We start from the raw sequence: 15,353 nt of genomic DNA on the forward strand, positions 1-15,353 counted from the left end.
CACTGGTCGCGGTGGGTTCTTACTGGAGTTAATTATGAAATTTGTCGCTTTTGAGCGCGCTAAGCAGGGAACGGGTGCGAGCCGCCGTCTGCGTATCACTGGCCGTACACCTGGCATCGTCTATGGTGGCACCGCTGAACCCGCGTTGATCGAACTAGATCACAACGCTTTGTGGCACGCCTTGAAGAAAGAAGCGTTCCACGCTTCTGTCTTGCAGATGGAACACGCTGGCAAAACAACCGAAGTGTTGTTGCGCAACGTGCAATACCACCCCTTCAAGCAACTCGTCTTGCACATCGACTTCCAACGCATCGATGCCAACACCAAGATGAAGAAAAAAGTGCCTTTGCACTACTCTGGCGAAGAAAACTCTCCAGCTGTCAAAGTTGACCAATGTTTGATCAACCACATTGCCACTGAATTGGAAATCTCTTGCATGCCAAAAGATTTGCCAGAGTTCATCGCTGTGGACTTGAGCAACTTGACCAAAGGTCACTCTTTGCACGCCAAAGACATCACCCTGCCCGCAGGCGTGACTGTTGTGGCTCCTGGCACGTCTAACCCCGTGTTGGTGGCTGTTGTGGCAACGAAAGCTGAGGCACCTACACCTCAAGAAGCCGCCGCTGCTGCTGGCGACAACAAAAAGAAGAAGTAATCTCGTTTAGAGATTGTTTTGAACGGCCCACCTCGGTGGGCCGTTTTGCTTTTGGAATAATCCCCACATGATCAAGCTTCTCGTTGGCCTGGGCAACCCCGGCACTGAATACGAAGCCACGCGGCACAACGCGGGCTTTTGGTGGATAGACACCGCTGCACGTGACCTCAAGGTGTCGCTGCAACCAGACCGCGCGTACCACGGCTTGGTGGCACGCACCTCGGTCAAAGGCGAGAACGTGTGGCTGCTAGAGCCCCAAACTTTCATGAACCTCTCGGGCAAGTCGGTAGGTGCATTGGCACGCTTCTTCAAAATCCAGCCGCAAGAAATTTTGGTGGTACATGACGAGTTGGACATCACACCTGGCGAAGCCAAACTCAAACTGGGCGGCAGCCATGCTGGCCACAATGGCTTGCGCGACATACACGCACAACTTGGCACAGACCAGTACTGGCGACTGCGCATTGGCATTGGCCACCCTGGTGTGAAGTCAGAAGTTGCGAATTGGGTACTGAAAAAACCAGCCCCCGATCAACGCAGCGTCATTGAAGACTGCATCACACGTACCAGCTTGGCCTTGCCGCACTTGCTTGCGGGCGACATGGTGAAAGCTACGCAAATGATCCACACCGCCAAGCCGCCCCGGCCCAAACCACCTCGGCCGGCAACGCTGCCTGGCACTGAGAAGACAGGGGATGCAGATGCTGAGAAAAAACAAGCCAAAGGGACTGAAAGCAACTAAGTTGTTGACTGCCATGCTTGGTATGGCAGTCCTATTGACCCACGCAGCCTGGGCGGACACGGTGTATCGCTGTGGCGAAACATACAGCACATCCAGTCGATGTGGCGACGCTGCGGCCACAGAAGTCAAACCCTCCTCAGTGCTGCACACCACTGGACAAGCGAACACCAGCCGTGACTTGAGCGAAGCTCAAGCCTTAGAAAAGCAAAGATTGCAAGCTGAGCGCCAAGCTGCTCAAGCAGCACCTATGAGGCTCAACACACCTAGCCCACCCCCTAGCAGCGCACCCTATGACGCGCAGCTCACAAGCAAGCGCAAAGGCAAATACGCTCGCAAACCAAACAGCCCCTACTTCACGGCGGTAGACCCGAATGCAGCCCCTAAAAAGAAAAGCACCGCCAAAGCGGTGCCTGCTGCCTCTACATCGGGCCAATAGCAGCGCAATGCACCGCATGGCCCAAACTTGTATTACTGCGCGCTCTGCTGCAACAGCCGAAACTTGGCCAACAGAGCATCACGCCCTTCCACCCGTTCTGGGTTCACGGGAATACAGGCCACGGGACAGACCTGCACGCATTGGGGTTCGTCGAAATGGCCCACGCACTCGGTGCATTTATCGGGGTTAATTTCGTAAATCTCTGGCCCTAAGAAAATGGCCTCATTCGGGCACTCGGGCTCACACACATCGCAGTTGATGCATTCGTCGGTGATCATCAAGGCCATAAAAAATCCGTCAACAGGCTAAAAGCTTAATTATCTCGCGCTTGCAATAACCGCTTTTGGCTATATACCGGCTGCTCTGGCAAATCGACCAAATGCTTGGCATCTGCCCACATTTGAATGTGTAGCCCCCCATCGCGCCAGGCCACTTGATTGAGGCCCGCATTGGGAATGTCACACTCACGTGGGCCACTGAGCGACAAGGCTTGCGCATGACGCCACACCATGTCCAGCACACCACCATGTGTGACCACCACCACATGCTCGCCTACGTATTTGTGCGCAAGGTCTTGCAGCGTAGCAATCACGCGGTCATGAAAGGCTCGCGTGGTCTCAGCCCCCTCCACCGCCGCATCGGCATCAAAGGCCAACCAACGCTGCCATGCCTCAGGGTGTTGGGCTTGAATGTCGGGGCTGCACATGCCTTCAAACATGCCGTAGCACTGCTCACGCAGGCCCGCGTTGATGATGCAGGTGTGACCCAAGACTTCAGCAACAGGTTGTGCAGTTTGTTGGGCGCGTAACAAGTCACTGCTGATGATTCGGGTGGGTACACGATCCTGCACTTGCCATTCAGCCAAGGCTTGCGCGATGCGGATTTTCAAACGCTGGGCTTGTTCAAAGCCCATGTCATTCAAAGGTACGTCAAGCTGTCCCTGAAACCTCAGCTCGCGGTTCCACGCGGTTTCACCGTGGCGGATGAGGAGAAAGTCTGTCACTTCGCCGCACGCTTGGCGAGCAAACTCTTGTACACGCCTGCTGACACTAAGTTCTGACCATCGTCGCCCGTACCCAACAGAGAAATTTCACGCACAAAGGTGCTGGAGATGAATTGGTATTTCGCGCTTGGCGTGAGGAACACGGTTTCCACCTCGGGCATCAGTTCGCGGTTCATGCCAGCGAGTTGAAACTCGTAGTCAAAGTCAGTCACGGTGCGGACACCTCGCACCATCACGCTGGCGTGGTGGATACGCACAAAGTCGCGGGCCAGGCCGGTAAATGGCACCACTTCCACTTGGGGGTGTACAGCCATCGCTTCACGCGCCATGTCCATGCGCTCGTCCAAAGTGAAGAGCGTTTTCTTGTGGTGTGCCGTAGCCACCGCCAAAATAACTTTGTCAAACATGGCCGCAGCACGCAACACGATGTCCTCATGACCCAAGCTGATGGGGTCAAAAGTGCCGGGATAAATGGCAACAACTTGCTTGGACATGAACGCTCCTACTTGGTTCTAGAAATCAAAACTGATTATGCAATTCGGCGCAACAAATGCGCGTACACCGCGCCTGCTTTGAGGTGGCGATGCAAGCTTAGGCCCATGGGCGCTAGCTGTTCGTCTGTCCACGCCACAGGTGCTTCGAGGTACACATAGCCATCGGCCTTCACAGCCTTGCCTGCTGCTTGCAGCGAGGGATCAAACAACGCACCATCAAAAGGTGGATCGATGAAGATCAAGTCCACGCTTGATTCGCTGAGCTGCCTCAAGCACGCCACGCCATCGGTGCGCAGCACATGCACATTGGTGGCCTTAAGGCGGGTGACTTGGGTGCTGAGCTGTGCCACCAAGGTGGGATCAAGCTCACACACCTGAACATGGGCCGCACCGCGTGAGGCGGCCTCAAAACCCAAAGCGCCTGTGCCCGCGAACGGGTCCACACAGCGCCAGCCTACAAGCGACTGACCGAGCCAGTTGAACAAGGTTTCGCGCACGCGGTCGGGCGTAGGGCGCAGGCCGGGCTTTAAGGCCACGGGCAGTTTGGTGCGGCGCCATTCGCCGCCAATAATGCGCACCTCGCCTGCCCCTTTGTGTCGCTTCTCAACGACGGGTTTGGCGGGTGGGGTGTTGAAAGATTTTGGTGTGCGGGTTTTCATAGAATGGTCTGATTCTAGAAACCCCCACACATGTTTAGCTTCTTCAAGAAAAAAATCGCTGATCAGACTGCTGCCGACGCAAAGAGCAGCAACACAACGGACCCCGCGAATACTGCACCAACTGAAGTGGCACCTCCGCAGATGCCAGCCGAACGTCCACGCGCCAGCTGGATGGCCCGCTTAGGCCAAGGCCTGCGCCGCACAGGCCAAAGCATCAGCACTGTGTTCACGGGCACCAAGATTGATGACGACCTATACGAAGAACTTGAAACTGCCCTGCTCATGGCCGATGCCGGCGTGCAAGCCACCGAATATTTGCTCAAAGACTTGAAGCAACGCGTCAAAGACACCGCCAACACCGAGCCCTCAGCCGTCAAAGCTTTGCTGGCAGCATCGATTGCCGAGCTGCTCAAGCCTTTGGAAAAACCACTCACCATCGGTGCGCACAAGCCCACCATCATCATGGTGGCGGGCGTGAACGGCGCAGGCAAAACCACGTCCATTGGCAAACTCACACGCCACTTGAGCGACAGCGGCGCCTCGGTGCTGCTGGCTGCTGCCGACACCTTCCGCGCTGCCGCACGTGAACAGCTGGCGGTTTGGGCCACACGCAACACCGTAGAAATCGTCAGCCAAGAAGGCGGAGATCCCGCGTCTGTGAGCTTTGACGCTGTGACCGCAGGCCGTGCACGTGGCAAAGACGTGGTGCTGGTCGACACCGCAGGGCGTCTGCCCACGCAGCTGCATCTGATGGAAGAGCTGAAGAAAATCAAGCGCGTGGTGCAAAAGGCTGAGCCCACAGGCCCCCACGAAATACTGCTGGTGATTGACGGCAACACCGGCCAAAACGCCCTTGCGCAAGTAAAGGCCTTTGATGAAACACTGGGTTTGACAGGCCTCATCGTCACCAAACTAGACGGCACGGCCAAAGGCGGCGTTCTGGCTGCCATTGCGCTGTGGGGCCAAAGCCGCGCGGCAGCCGGCGGCTCAGCTGTGCCTGTTTATTTCATTGGGGTGGGCGAAGCCGTGGAAGACCTTGAAACCTTCAGCGCCCAAGAATTTGCCGACGCGCTTTTGGGTTAATCCTCTCAGGGCTTCAAAACGCCCTTCAAGCTATCGCGCCAGCGCCCACAACGCTCATGCGCCTCCACACAGGGTAGCTATCCATGCGGCCTTGCTTACGTGTGAGCGGCGGCTGCACGTAATAGCCCAAGCCACAACGCAGCTGGGTTTCAGATGAATCCGAATTCAACACATGCGCGCAGCTCTTGCAGCACTGCACGGCAATTCGCTCCAAGGTCATGGGTGGCATAACGGTCTCCTTCAATACTGTGATTATTTTCAGTATATGTTAAAAAACACAGTACTCAACCAGCAGCAAATGGCAGGGTTAACCCTGAAAATACTATGGGCTTAGCACTCCCGATGTGCGAGTGCTAATATACGTTTCAGTTATCCGAAAGGACTCAGACTATGACTACATTGACTCATCAGCCACTCGCCATTGCCAACCCTTGGGCGTTGGTTCCGTCGCTGGGCAACTTAGATGCTTACATTACCGCTGCCAACCGTTTGCCTATGCTCACACCTGAGCAAGAGCAGGAATTTGCGCGTCAACTCAAAGACAACAACGACCTCGAAGCTGCTGGAAAGTTGGTACTCTCGCACCTGCGCTTGGTGGTGTCGGTGGCTCGCCAATACTTGGGCTACGGCCTGCCCCACGCCGACCTGATTCAAGAAGGCAACATCGGCTTGATGAAAGCGGTCAAACGCTTTGACCCCGACCAAGGCGTGCGCTTGGTGAGCTACGCCATGCATTGGATTAAGGCAGAGATTCATGAATACATTCTGAAAAACTGGCGCATGGTCAAAGTGGCCACCACCAAAGCCCAACGCAAACTGTTTTTCAACCTACGCTCGATGAAGCAAGGCTTCAAGTCCGACGCATTGGAAGCCACACACCGCAACACGCTCAACCCACACGAGGTGAAGGCGGTGGCGACCAAGCTCAAGGTCAAGCCAGAAGAAGTGCTGGAGATGGAAATGCGCATGTCCGGCGGCGATGTGCTGCTAGACCCTAGCCCCAACGAAGACAGCGACGAGGCCTTTGGTCCCATCGCCTACTTGACCGACACCAACCACGAACCCACCGCCATGATGGCTGCGCACCAGCGCGATGTGTTGGCGTCTGACGGCATTGCTGCCGCGTTGAACGTACTCGACGAGCGCAGCCGACGCATCGTGGAAGAGCGTTGGCTCAAAGTGCAAGACAACGGCTCGGGCGGCATGACGCTGCACGACTTGGCCGCTGAATACGGCGTGAGTGCAGAGCGCATTCGCCAAATCGAAGTGGCGGCGATGAAGAAAATGAAAACTGCATTGGCTCAATACGCGTAGAGCAAACCCTGCCAACACAAAGGGCCGCCATGATTTACATGGCGGCCCTTTTTCATGACACTCTAGCTCTAGAGCACTGGCTTTTAATTGCTGAAAGCCGCAATTCCCGTAATGGCGCGCCCCAGAATGAGCGCGTGCACATCGTGCGTGCCTTCGTAGGTGTTGACCACCTCCAAGTTCACCAAATGGCGGGCCACACCAAATTCATCCGAAATACCGTTGCCGCCCATCATGTCGCGGGCCATGCGCGCAATATCCAAGGCCTTGCCGCAGCTGTTGCGCTTGAGGATGGAGGTGATGTCCACAGAGGCAGTGCCTTCATCTTTCATGCGGCCCAAGCGCAAGCAGCCTTGCAGGCCCAAAGAGATCTCGGTCATCATGTCGGCCAGCTTCTTTTGGATCAACTGATTGGCTGCCAATGGGCGGCCAAACTGTTGGCGATCCATCACGTATTGGCGTGAGCGGTGAAAACAATCTTCAGCGGCGCCTAAGGCACCCCAAGCAATCCCATAACGCGCACTGTTCAAACACGTGAACGGGCCCTTGAGGCCATGCACATCGGGGAAGGCGTTTTCTTCTGGCACAAACACCTCATCCATCACGATCTCGCCCGTGATGGACGCACGCAAACCCACTTTGCCGTGAATGGCGGGAGCACTCAAGCCCTTCCAGCCTTTTTCCAAAATGAAGCCACGAATCGCACCTGCATCGTCCTTGGCCCACACCACAAACACATCGGCAATGGGACTGTTGGTGATCCACATCTTGGCGCCTGACAGCGAATAGCCGCCCGCCACTTTCTTGGCACGCGTGATCATGCTGCCAGGGTCTGAACCATAGTTGGGCTCGGTCAAACCAAAGCAACCAATCCACTCACCCGTAGCGAGCTTGGGCAAGTACTTTTGCTTTTGCGCTTCAGAGCCAAACTCGTTGATGGGCAACATGACCAAAGACGATTGCACGCTCATCATCGAGCGGTAGCCCGAGTCCACGCGCTCGACCTCACGCGCCACGAGGCCGTAGCACACGTAGTTCAAACCAGCGCCGCCGTAGGCCTCAGGAATCGTGGCACCCAACAGGCCCAGCTCACCCATCTCCCTAAAAATGGTGGCATCCATTTTTTCGTGACGGAAAGCCTCAAGCACTCGCGGCGCCAAACGCTCTTGGCAATAAGAAGCCGCGGCTTCTTTGACCTGACGTTCGTCGTCCGTCAATTGGGAATCAAGTTGAAAGGGGTCTTCCCACGAAAAACTAGCAGCACTCATTGGATGGTTTCTTTACTCAAAAATTTCGAAAAATGAATTATCAATCCAGCTTAGCGCCAGACAACTTCACCACGCGTTCCCAGACGGGAAATTCACTTTTATACACAGCAGCGAACTGCTCGGGCGTGTTACCCACGGGGATGAAGCCCATCTTGTTGATGCGATCTTGCGTTTCTGGCAAAGCGACGATGGCACGCACTTCAGCAGACACACGTTGCATCACATCATTGGGGGTTTTGGCAGGGGCTGCCATGGCAATCCAACCCGTGACGCGGAAGATGTCATCCTTGAAACCTTGTTCACGCATTGTGGGGACATTGGGCAACACGCTCATGCGTTGCTCACCTGTCACAGCGATGGCGCGCAGTTTGCCGCCATCAATGTAAGGCTTGGCGGTTTGTGCGCTGGCAAATGCAAAGTCGATCTGACCACCCACCAAGTCTTGCAACATGGGGGCTTCGCCTTTGTAGGCCGCATGGGCCATGTCCGCTGACATGCTTTGGCTCAGGTAAGCGCCCGCCAAGTGTGCATATGAGCCCATGCCCCAAGAGCCATAAGACAACTTACTTGGGTTCTTTTGGATATGCGCCTTCAAATCACTGGCACTGTTGATGCCCGAGTTGGGGTTCACCAACAACGTGACTGGGGCCAAGGCCAATTGCGAGACCAATGAAAAATCGCGGCCTGGGTTGTAGGGCAGCTTTTCATACAAGAACTGATTGATAAGCACTGTAGTGCCCAAGGTCACCAAAAATGTGTAACCGTCAGGTGCGGACTTAGCGGCAGCATCGGTCCCAGTGACACCACCAGCACCAGCGCGGTTATCAATCAGCACCGGCTGCCCCAAACGGTCAGAGAGTTTTTCTGCCAACGTGCGCGCAATGATGTCAGTAGCACCACCTGGTGCATAAGGCACGATCAGCTTGATGGGCTTATTTGGATAGGCCTGCGCTTGTGCTTGCGTACCTGCGCACAAAGCCATCAAGGCAACTGCAACTGTGGCCACCACTTGGCGGCGTGATTTGTTGTTCAACATGTTTGTCTCCTGTTTTTTATCAATCGTTTGAAACACTTCGATCTCGAATCACCCGCCCCCACTTGGCGTAATCATTCTGAACGCGTTGCCCAATTTGAGCGGGCCCCTCAAAGTTGGCAATGCAACCTGCATCGCGTAATCGGTCTTGCACTTCTTTCTCCGACAAGATGGCTTGTATTTCATTGGCCAATTTATCCACGACAGCTTTGGGCGTGCCTTTGACAACAAGCAAGCCTCCCCAAGACACAGCGTCATACCCTTTGATGCCTTGCTCAGAAATCGTCTTCACATCGGGCACCACGCTGACACGCTGGGGTGAACCGATGGCAATGGCTCGCAACTTGCCTGACTTGATGTGCGGCAACGCTGCCACCAAATCTGAATACATGACAGGCACCACGCCACCAATCGTGTCTGTGATGGCAGGCACGCCGCCTTTGTAGGGCACATGCTGCATCTCAAAACCAGCCAGCTGTTGCAGCAACTCCATGCTCAGGTGACCAAAGCTGCCAACGCCTGAACTGGTGTAGTTCATGGGTTTGGGTTGCGCCTTGGCATGCGCGATGAGCTTGGTCAAATCAGTCACATCAGGCAACAGTGTGGTGTTGACCACAATGACGATGGGCAGGTCATACACGGTGGCAACCGGCATGAAATCTTTGGTGGTGTCGTAGCCTGCTGCTTTGTTGAAGTGCGGCGCCAGCATGGTGGGCGTGGCCAACATCATCAGAGTGCTGCCGTCCGGTGCGCTTTTGGCCACTTGTGCGGCGGCAATCGCACCGGAAGCACCGGCTCGGTTCTCCACCAACACCGTTTGTTTGAGGCGCTCTGCCAAACGCTGCCCCACGATGCGCGAGGCGGTGTCTGTGGGACCACCTGCTGGAAATGGCACGACCAGTTTGATGGTTTTATCAGACGCACTGCCCTGCTGCGCTTGCACACCAATGGCAAGTCCACCGAACAAAGCACCCATCAAGACCCAGCGAAACATGCAACGCATCGTGTGTTTAGAAAACATAGGCATCTCCAAAAAGTAGGGTCATCCGTTATTTGGCAAGGTCAGCACACCTGCCGCTTGCAACGCTTCAAGTTGACTGTCACTCATCGCCAAAAGCTCTTGCAGCACAGCGCGTGTGCCCTCGCCCAATGTGGGAGGCGCGCAACGTATCGGCAAACGTTGACCATCCAAACGGTAAGGCGGTGCAAACACGGGCGTGGTACCCACTAAGGGATGCGGCATGTCTTGCACCATGCGGCCACGGCGTGAACGCTCGCTTGTCAGCGCCTCATGCAAACCAGCTACTTTGCCGCAGGGAATGCCAGCCGCTGTCAGGCGCTCTAGCAACACGTCACGCGGGAATGATTGAATCAATGCTTTGAGCATGGGTCCGAGCTCTTTGCGGTTTTTAGCTCGCTCCACGTTGGTGGCGAACAGTGGGTTCTCCACGATGTCTGGACGCAAAACAACTTGACGACAAAACTTATCGAACTGTGCGTTGTTGCCCACAGCAATGATCAACGGACCATCTGCTGCTTCGTACATGCCATAGGGCACGATCGAAGGATGTGCATTGCCATAACGCTCTGGGTCACGTCCAAGATGCAAGGCATCTAAGCCGTAGTAGCCAGAGACAGACAAGCCACAGTCATACAAAGCCATCTCAATGAGCTGCCCAAGACCGCGACGCTCACGACGAAGCAAGGCAGCGAGAATGGCTTGCGCTGAGTACATGCCCGTCATCAAATCCACCACTGCCACACCAAATTTCAGAGGTGGCATATGGGCATCGCCATTGAGGGCCATCAAGCCAGCTTCGGCTTGAATCACCAAGTCGTAGCCGGGTCGGCGCGCTTCAGGACCACTGGTGTCGTAACCGGCCACCGCGCAATAAATCAAATCGGGCTTGATGGTTTTGAGCTGTTCGTAACCGATGCCGAGTTTTTCAGCACCCCCCGTTTTGAAGTTGTGAATCACCACATCACACTGAGGCAACAAGTCATGGATGATTTTCAATCCTTCGGCAGACTGAAGATCCACCGTGATGGACCGCTTGTTGCGGTTCATGCTGTTGTAGTAAGTCGTCTCGGTCTTGCCAATGCGAATGCCCCAGTCGCGCGTGTCGTCACCACGGCCTGGGTGCTCGACCTTGATCACCTCCGCACCAAAGTCACCCAAGACCATGCCGCACATGGGGCCCGCAAACACACGCGAGAGATCCAGCACACGAATTCCTGCCAAAGGCAAATCATGTTCTGGATGTGAAGAAGTGGTACTCATTCGCTGACCTGACGTAGTTGGGTGAAGTTAGGCGGGCGTTTGTTCAAAAAAGCGTGGATGCCTTCCAAGGACTCATCACTTCCCATGGCCTTGACCATGGACTGAGCTTCGAGCTCAAGTTGATCGTCTAAAGAATTGCGCATGGCATGGCGGCATAAGTTTTTAATACGGCTCATTGCCTTGTGTGGACCTTTTGAAATGTCAGTCGCCAGAGCCGTGGCCGCTGCCAATGCATGGCCAGACTCCACCAACCGATTGACAGCACCCAAGGCGTGCATCTGCTCGCCACTGAGGGGGGCACCTGTCAAACACAACTCAGTCAACACTTGCCGAGACACAAACTCCGCCAGAAAAGCGGTCGCACCGCCATCAGGCGTGAGTCCCACCTTCACATAGGCCACGATGAACTTGGCATCTTTGGCAGCCACCAACATGTCGCATGCCATTGCCAGCGAAAGCCCGGCACCTGCTGCCGCCCCCTCAACAGCGGCAATCACGGGCTTGGGGCAATCGCGCACAGCACGAATCAAATCATGCAAACCTTCGAGAAGCGTGCGACGATGCGCCTCAGACAGCTCACGACGCTTCGCCAATTGACGCAAGTCACCGCCTGAGCAGAAGTGACCGCCTTCGCCTGTGAGTACAACGGCACCAACGGACGAATCCATGGCCGCATCACGTAACGCATCGGTCACGGCGGTGTAGTACTCAAAGCTCAAGGCGTTGCGCGCGGCGACATTGTTATTGGATAAAACCAACACAGCACCTTCGCGACGGGTCACTAAAACTTGCGGCATGGATTTCCTGACTCAGTGCGTTTGACTCAAAGAGATGAAACGCGCCAAGTGATGGTCCTCGTCGCCAAACTCATGGTCAATCATCACCAATCGCTTGGCATAGTGGGACAGGGGTAATTCCCAAGTCATGCCAATGCCGCCGTGCAACTGAATGCTTTCCTCTGCCACCAGCGTGCCAATGCGACCAATACTGTACTTCGCTGCCGACAACGCTTTTTCTCGCGACACACGATCATCCGCATCAATGGCTGCGGCTGCGTTGATAACCGCAGAGCGTGCTTGCTCCACCTCCAACAGCACATCGACCATGCGGTGCTGCAGGGCCTGAAAGCTGCCAATGGGTGCACCAAACTGTTTGCGTGTGCGCAAGTACTCTAGGGTTTGGTCTTTGGCCACGTCCATCGCGCCCAAGGCTTCTGCGCACAAGGCGAGTAAAGCGTAGCCACGCACACGCTCAAGCACCGCGTAGCCAACACCCTCTGCACCCAGCAGTGCATCGGCTGGCACCTGGACCTGATCAAACACCAACTCTGAAGCGCGCCCACCATCCATGCGATTGAAGGATCGACGTTTGATGCCTGCTGCCTGACCTGACACAAGAAACAAGCTGATGCCTGCGTCGCTGTCAGTCGCCCCTGAGGTACGTGCAGACACCAGCAAGCAATCCGCCTTTTCGCCAAAGCTCACTAAGCCCTTCACGCCATTGAGCACCCAGTGTGCGCCCTCACGTTTGGCCGTGGTGGCTACATGGCTCAACTCATGGTGCGCGCCTGGCTCATCGTGCGCCAAAGCTGCAATGGCTGTGCCGTCCATCAAACTCTGCAACAGGTCTTTTTGGGCATCACTGCCCGCCAACATCAAGGCACGGCCCACCAGCAATGCACCCAACAAGGGTTCAGGCACGATGCCTCGGCCCAAGCATTCAAACACCACACTGATGTCAAAGCCTGCGCCAGCAAAGCCGCCCACCTGCTCTGGGAACAAAGCGCCGATGGTTCCCAACTCAGCCAACTGTGCGTACAACTTGGTGCTGTGCCCTTCAACACCATAGGCAATCTGGGTGCGAACGTCTGCACCGTATTGCTCTGAAATAAAGCGGTTCAGACTGTCCATCAGCATGCGGCGATCTTCGGTATGTTCAAAATTCATTTGGTTATTCCTTTCACACACAGCCAGCCATCACAGGCCCAAGATCATTTTGGAAATGATGTTTTTCTGAATCTCGTTCGAACCACCAAAGATCGACAACTTGCGGTTGTTGAAATAAGACGAGGCAGCCTTGGCTGCCGCCTCATCACCCAAAGGCGGCTCAGCATCAGACATGTCTTGCAAATAAGGTGCGGCATAAGGCCCCATGGCGCGACGGGTGAGCGACAGAATTTCTTGTCGAATTTCTGTGCCTCGAATCTTGAGCATCGAACTCTCAGCGCCTGGCGCACCACCCCCTGCCACGGCCGCAATGACACGCATGTTGGTGGTCTTCATGTTTTCCAGGTCAATCTCGACCTTGGCCATGCGTGCCGCAAACAAAGGGTCTTGCGACAAAGGCTTGCCGTTGCAACGCACGCGGTCTGCCACCACCTTCAGCTTTTCTAAGCCCGCGACTGAGAAGCCAACACCTGCAATATTGGTGCGCTCATAGGTGAGCAAATACTTGGCATACGTCCAGCCTTTGTTTTCCTCGCCCACCAAGTTGGTCACGGGCACTTTGACGTCTGTGAAAAACACTTCGTTCACTTCGTGCTCACCGTCCAAGGTGATGATGGGTCGTATCTCAATGCCGGGTGACGTCATGTCGATCAGCAAAAAGCTGATGCCCGATTGCGACTTGGCTTCGCGGTCTGTGCGCACGAGACAAAAAATCATGTTGGCGTGTTGCCCCAACGTAGTCCAAGTTTTTTGGCCATTGACGATGTAGTGATCGCCATCACGCACGGCTGAGGTTTTGACCGAAGCCAAGTCAGAACCCGATCCAGGCTCAGAGTACCCCTGGCACCACCAGTCCGAGCCATCCAAGATACGTGGCAACCAATGCGCTTTTTGCGCTTCGCTGCCGTACTTCATCAACACCGGCCCGAGCATGCTCACACCAAACGGCACGATGCGCGGCGCATGCGCCAAGGCACATTCGTTTTCAAAAATAAATTTCTCAACCGCGCTCCAACCAGGGCCGCCCCACTCTTCGGGCCAATGGTTGGCCAGCCAGCCGTGCGCATGGAGCTTGGCATGCCAAGCTTCCATCTCTGCCTTGGTCAAATGTTGGCCCGACTGCACTTTGGCAGACAACTCAGGCGCCAGGTTCTGCGCCAAAAAGGCACGCACCTCTTCGCGGAACGCTTCTTCTTGAGGGGTAAAGTTCAAATCCATGTCAGTCCCTTGGTCAGAATATTTCGAACAAGCCTGCGGCACCCATGCCACCCGCGATGCACATGGTGACAACGCCCCACTTGGCCTTGCGGCGTCGTCCTTCAAGCAAGAGATGTCCCACCAAACGTGCACCGGTCATGCCAAACGGATGGCCTAAAGAAATCGCGCCGCCATTCACATTCAACCGTTCATCTGAAATGCCCAAGGTCTTTTGGCAATAAATAGATTGCGAGGCAAAGGCTTCGTTGAGTTCCCACAAATCAATGTCGTCCACCGTCAGGCCATGACGCGCCAACAGCTTAGGCACAGCAAACACGGGGCCAATGCCCATCTCATCAGGCTCACAGCCAGCCAGCGCCATGCCGCGAAATGCGCCCAAGGGCTGTAAACCCAATTGAGAGGCCAACTTACCATCCATCATCACGCAGGCGGATGCACCGTCTGACAACTGTGACGCATTGCCCGCGGTGATGAAGTGCTCTTCACCACGCACGGGTTGCAACTTAGCCAACGATTCATAGCTTGTGCCGGGGCGGTTGCTGGTGTCGTGGTCGACCGTCACTTCTTGGTACGACACTTCTTTGGTGTCTTTGTCGGTCACAGCCATCGTGGTGGTGACAGAAATGATTTCTTCTTTGTAACGACCGGCTGCCTGTGCCTCTGCTGTTTTGCGTTGGCTCTCGACGGAAAAACGGTCTTGGTCTTCTCGGCTGATGTTGTAGCGCTTGGCCACAATGTCTGCAGTCTCAATCATGGGCAAGTACAAGTCGGGCTTGTGCTGCGTCATCCATGGGTCAATGCCATCGTCCACCGTGGTGCCGGGGCCGCGACGCAAACCCGAAATGCTCTCTAGGCCACCGGCCACCATCACGGGTGCACCATCCACCACAATGCGTCCAGCAGCCATCGCAATGGCTTGCAAACCCGAAGCACAAAACCGACTGACGGTGGCACCCGCAATTTGCAAAGGTAAACCAGCACGCAGCACACTGGCGCGTGCCACGTTGCGGCCTGTACGTCCCTCTGGGTAACCACAGCCCAGAATTACATCCTCAATCAACTGAGCGTCCACACCCGAACGTTGCACCGCAGCTTTGACCGCATGAGAGGCCAACTCGGCACCCGAGATGGCATTGAACTCACCTCGATGCGACTTCGTCAGTGGCGTACGAGCCGTGGAAACAATGACCGCTTCACGCATACAAATCCTTCAAGTAACTTCTG

Annotated in this window: 18 protein-coding genes; 5 read left to right on the forward strand and 13 right to left on the reverse strand. The window is 55.4% G+C overall.

Annotated elements, in window-relative coordinates; all coding sequences use genetic code 11:
- The first annotated feature begins 34 nt into the window (after positions 1 to 34).
- The 3 genes from RMR24_RS00595 (at position 35) to RMR24_RS00605 (ending at position 1,833) form a co-directional block, all read left to right on the forward strand.
- A complete protein-coding gene (locus RMR24_RS00595) occupies positions 35 to 655 on the forward strand; it encodes a 50S ribosomal protein L25/general stress protein Ctc (protein WP_310613149.1) in 621 nt (206 codons plus the stop codon).
- Between the two features lie 67 nt (positions 656 to 722).
- A complete protein-coding gene (gene pth, locus RMR24_RS00600) occupies positions 723 to 1,397 on the forward strand; it encodes an aminoacyl-tRNA hydrolase (RefSeq protein WP_310613150.1) in 675 nt (224 codons plus the stop codon).
- A 22-nt stretch (positions 1,398 to 1,419) separates the two neighbouring features.
- Complete coding sequence (locus RMR24_RS00605; protein ID WP_310613151.1) at positions 1,420 to 1,833, forward strand: hypothetical protein; 414 nt, start codon at positions 1,420 to 1,422, stop codon at positions 1,831 to 1,833.
- A gap of 32 nt (positions 1,834 to 1,865) precedes the next feature.
- Here RMR24_RS00605 and RMR24_RS00610 read toward each other — a convergent pair whose 3' ends face one another.
- The 4 genes from RMR24_RS00610 to rsmD are packed head-to-tail and all read right to left on the reverse strand — an operon-like array spanning position 1,866 to position 3,989.
- Positions 1,866 to 2,120 (reverse strand): YfhL family 4Fe-4S dicluster ferredoxin, encoded by a 255-nt coding sequence (locus RMR24_RS00610; protein WP_108283069.1) that lies wholly within the window; start codon positions 2,118 to 2,120, stop codon positions 1,866 to 1,868.
- 26 nt (positions 2,121 to 2,146) lie between these two features.
- Positions 2,147 to 2,836: a histidine phosphatase family protein gene (locus tag RMR24_RS00615; RefSeq protein ID WP_310613152.1), complete on the reverse strand. Its 690-nt coding sequence runs from the start codon at positions 2,834 to 2,836 to the stop codon at positions 2,147 to 2,149.
- The gene (gene coaD / locus RMR24_RS00620) at positions 2,833 to 3,330 is read right to left on the reverse strand and encodes a pantetheine-phosphate adenylyltransferase (protein WP_310613153.1); all 498 of its coding nucleotides are present in this window, start codon (positions 3,328 to 3,330) and stop codon (positions 2,833 to 2,835) included. Before coaD ends, RMR24_RS00615 begins: the two co-directional genes overlap by 4 nt.
- A 35-nt stretch (positions 3,331 to 3,365) precedes the next feature.
- Positions 3,366 to 3,989 carry a 16S rRNA (guanine(966)-N(2))-methyltransferase RsmD gene (rsmD, locus tag RMR24_RS00625; RefSeq protein ID WP_310613154.1) on the reverse strand — a complete coding sequence of 208 codons (624 nt, stop codon included), beginning with the start codon at positions 3,987 to 3,989 and terminating at the stop codon, positions 3,366 to 3,368.
- Between the two features lie 30 nt (positions 3,990 to 4,019).
- On the opposite strand from rsmD, the gene ftsY reads away from it, so the two are divergent.
- On the forward strand, positions 4,020 to 5,072 hold the full coding sequence (gene ftsY / locus RMR24_RS00630; protein WP_310613155.1) for a signal recognition particle-docking protein FtsY: 1,053 nt from the start codon (positions 4,020 to 4,022) through the stop codon (positions 5,070 to 5,072).
- 25 nt (positions 5,073 to 5,097) lie between these two features.
- On the opposite strand, the gene RMR24_RS00635 is transcribed toward ftsY, so the two are convergent.
- A complete protein-coding gene (locus RMR24_RS00635; RefSeq protein ID WP_310613156.1) occupies positions 5,098 to 5,301 on the reverse strand; it encodes a hypothetical protein in 204 nt (67 codons plus the stop codon).
- Positions 5,302 to 5,462: 161 nt separating this feature from the next.
- Here RMR24_RS00635 and rpoH point away from each other — a divergent pair, with 161 nt between their 5' ends.
- Complete coding sequence (gene rpoH, locus RMR24_RS00640; RefSeq protein ID WP_310613157.1) at positions 5,463 to 6,386, forward strand: RNA polymerase sigma factor RpoH; 924 nt, start codon at positions 5,463 to 5,465, stop codon at positions 6,384 to 6,386.
- Positions 6,387 to 6,469: 83 nt separating this feature from the next.
- Here the strand turns inward: rpoH and RMR24_RS00645 are convergent, their stop codons facing one another.
- Genes RMR24_RS00645 through RMR24_RS00680 form a run of 8 tightly spaced genes read right to left on the reverse strand, consistent with a single transcriptional unit; the run spans position 6,470 to position 15,330 of the window.
- Positions 6,470 to 7,651 (reverse strand): acyl-CoA dehydrogenase, encoded by a 1,182-nt coding sequence (locus RMR24_RS00645; protein ID WP_310613158.1) that lies wholly within the window; start codon positions 7,649 to 7,651, stop codon positions 6,470 to 6,472.
- 40 nt (positions 7,652 to 7,691) lie between these two features.
- Positions 7,692 to 8,687 (reverse strand): tripartite tricarboxylate transporter substrate binding protein, encoded by a 996-nt coding sequence (locus tag RMR24_RS00650; protein WP_310613159.1) that lies wholly within the window; start codon positions 8,685 to 8,687, stop codon positions 7,692 to 7,694.
- A gap of 19 nt (positions 8,688 to 8,706) precedes the next feature.
- Positions 8,707 to 9,711 carry a Bug family tripartite tricarboxylate transporter substrate binding protein gene (locus tag RMR24_RS00655; RefSeq protein WP_405023291.1) on the reverse strand — a complete coding sequence of 335 codons (1,005 nt, stop codon included), beginning with the start codon at positions 9,709 to 9,711 and terminating at the stop codon, positions 8,707 to 8,709.
- A gap of 15 nt (positions 9,712 to 9,726) precedes the next feature.
- Entirely contained in the window at positions 9,727 to 10,965 is a 1,239-nt protein-coding gene (locus RMR24_RS00660) for a CaiB/BaiF CoA-transferase family protein (RefSeq protein WP_310613160.1), read from the reverse strand.
- On the reverse strand, positions 10,962 to 11,762 hold the full coding sequence (locus tag RMR24_RS00665; protein ID WP_310613161.1) for an oxepin-CoA hydrolase, alternative type: 801 nt from the start codon (positions 11,760 to 11,762) through the stop codon (positions 10,962 to 10,964). Before RMR24_RS00665 ends, RMR24_RS00660 begins: the two co-directional genes overlap by 4 nt.
- A 12-nt stretch (positions 11,763 to 11,774) precedes the next feature.
- Positions 11,775 to 12,911, reverse strand: coding sequence for an acyl-CoA dehydrogenase family protein (locus RMR24_RS00670; RefSeq protein WP_310613162.1), 1,137 nt, complete (start codon positions 12,909 to 12,911; stop codon positions 11,775 to 11,777).
- Between the two features lie 30 nt (positions 12,912 to 12,941).
- Positions 12,942 to 14,129 carry an acyl-CoA dehydrogenase family protein gene (locus tag RMR24_RS00675; RefSeq protein ID WP_310613163.1) on the reverse strand — a complete coding sequence of 396 codons (1,188 nt, stop codon included), beginning with the start codon at positions 14,127 to 14,129 and terminating at the stop codon, positions 12,942 to 12,944.
- A gap of 13 nt (positions 14,130 to 14,142) precedes the next feature.
- A complete protein-coding gene (locus tag RMR24_RS00680) occupies positions 14,143 to 15,330 on the reverse strand; it encodes an acetyl-CoA C-acyltransferase (protein WP_310613164.1) in 1,188 nt (395 codons plus the stop codon).
- Between the last annotated feature and the right edge of the window lie 23 nt (positions 15,331 to 15,353).

Origin of the sequence: Limnohabitans sp. (assembly GCF_031539105.1) — a bacterium.
Lineage (GTDB): Bacteria > Pseudomonadota > Gammaproteobacteria > Burkholderiales > Burkholderiaceae_C > Limnohabitans.

Bases quoted from the DNA above. Each gene is read 5' to 3' on its own strand.
- RMR24_RS00595 (WP_310613149.1), top strand. From the start codon at position 35: ATGAAATTTGTCGCTTTTGAGCGCGCTAAGCAGGGAACGGGTGCGAGC.
- pth (WP_310613150.1), top strand. From the start codon at position 723: ATGATCAAGCTTCTCGTTGGCCTGGGCAACCCCGGCACTGAATACGAA.
- RMR24_RS00605 (WP_310613151.1), top strand. From the start codon at position 1,420: ATGGCAGTCCTATTGACCCACGCAGCCTGGGCGGACACGGTGTATCGC.
- RMR24_RS00610 (WP_108283069.1), bottom strand. From the start codon at position 2,120: ATGGCCTTGATGATCACCGACGAATGCATCAACTGCGATGTGTGTGAG.
- coaD (WP_310613153.1), bottom strand. From the start codon at position 3,330: ATGTCCAAGCAAGTTGTTGCCATTTATCCCGGCACTTTTGACCCCATC.
- rsmD (WP_310613154.1), bottom strand. From the start codon at position 3,989: ATGAAAACCCGCACACCAAAATCTTTCAACACCCCACCCGCCAAACCC.
- ftsY (WP_310613155.1), top strand. From the start codon at position 4,020: ATGTTTAGCTTCTTCAAGAAAAAAATCGCTGATCAGACTGCTGCCGAC.
- RMR24_RS00635 (WP_310613156.1), bottom strand. From the start codon at position 5,301: ATGCCACCCATGACCTTGGAGCGAATTGCCGTGCAGTGCTGCAAGAGC.
- rpoH (WP_310613157.1), top strand. From the start codon at position 5,463: ATGACTACATTGACTCATCAGCCACTCGCCATTGCCAACCCTTGGGCG.
- RMR24_RS00645 (WP_310613158.1), bottom strand. From the start codon at position 7,651: ATGAGTGCTGCTAGTTTTTCGTGGGAAGACCCCTTTCAACTTGATTCC.
- RMR24_RS00650 (WP_310613159.1), bottom strand. From the start codon at position 8,687: ATGTTGAACAACAAATCACGCCGCCAAGTGGTGGCCACAGTTGCAGTT.
- RMR24_RS00655 (WP_405023291.1), bottom strand. From the start codon at position 9,711: ATGCCTATGTTTTCTAAACACACGATGCGTTGCATGTTTCGCTGGGTC.
- RMR24_RS00660 (WP_310613160.1), bottom strand. From the start codon at position 10,965: ATGAGTACCACTTCTTCACATCCAGAACATGATTTGCCTTTGGCAGGA.
- RMR24_RS00665 (WP_310613161.1), bottom strand. From the start codon at position 11,762: ATGCCGCAAGTTTTAGTGACCCGTCGCGAAGGTGCTGTGTTGGTTTTA.
- RMR24_RS00670 (WP_310613162.1), bottom strand. From the start codon at position 12,911: ATGAATTTTGAACATACCGAAGATCGCCGCATGCTGATGGACAGTCTG.
- RMR24_RS00675 (WP_310613163.1), bottom strand. From the start codon at position 14,129: ATGGATTTGAACTTTACCCCTCAAGAAGAAGCGTTCCGCGAAGAGGTG.
- RMR24_RS00680 (WP_310613164.1), bottom strand. From the start codon at position 15,330: ATGCGTGAAGCGGTCATTGTTTCCACGGCTCGTACGCCACTGACGAAG.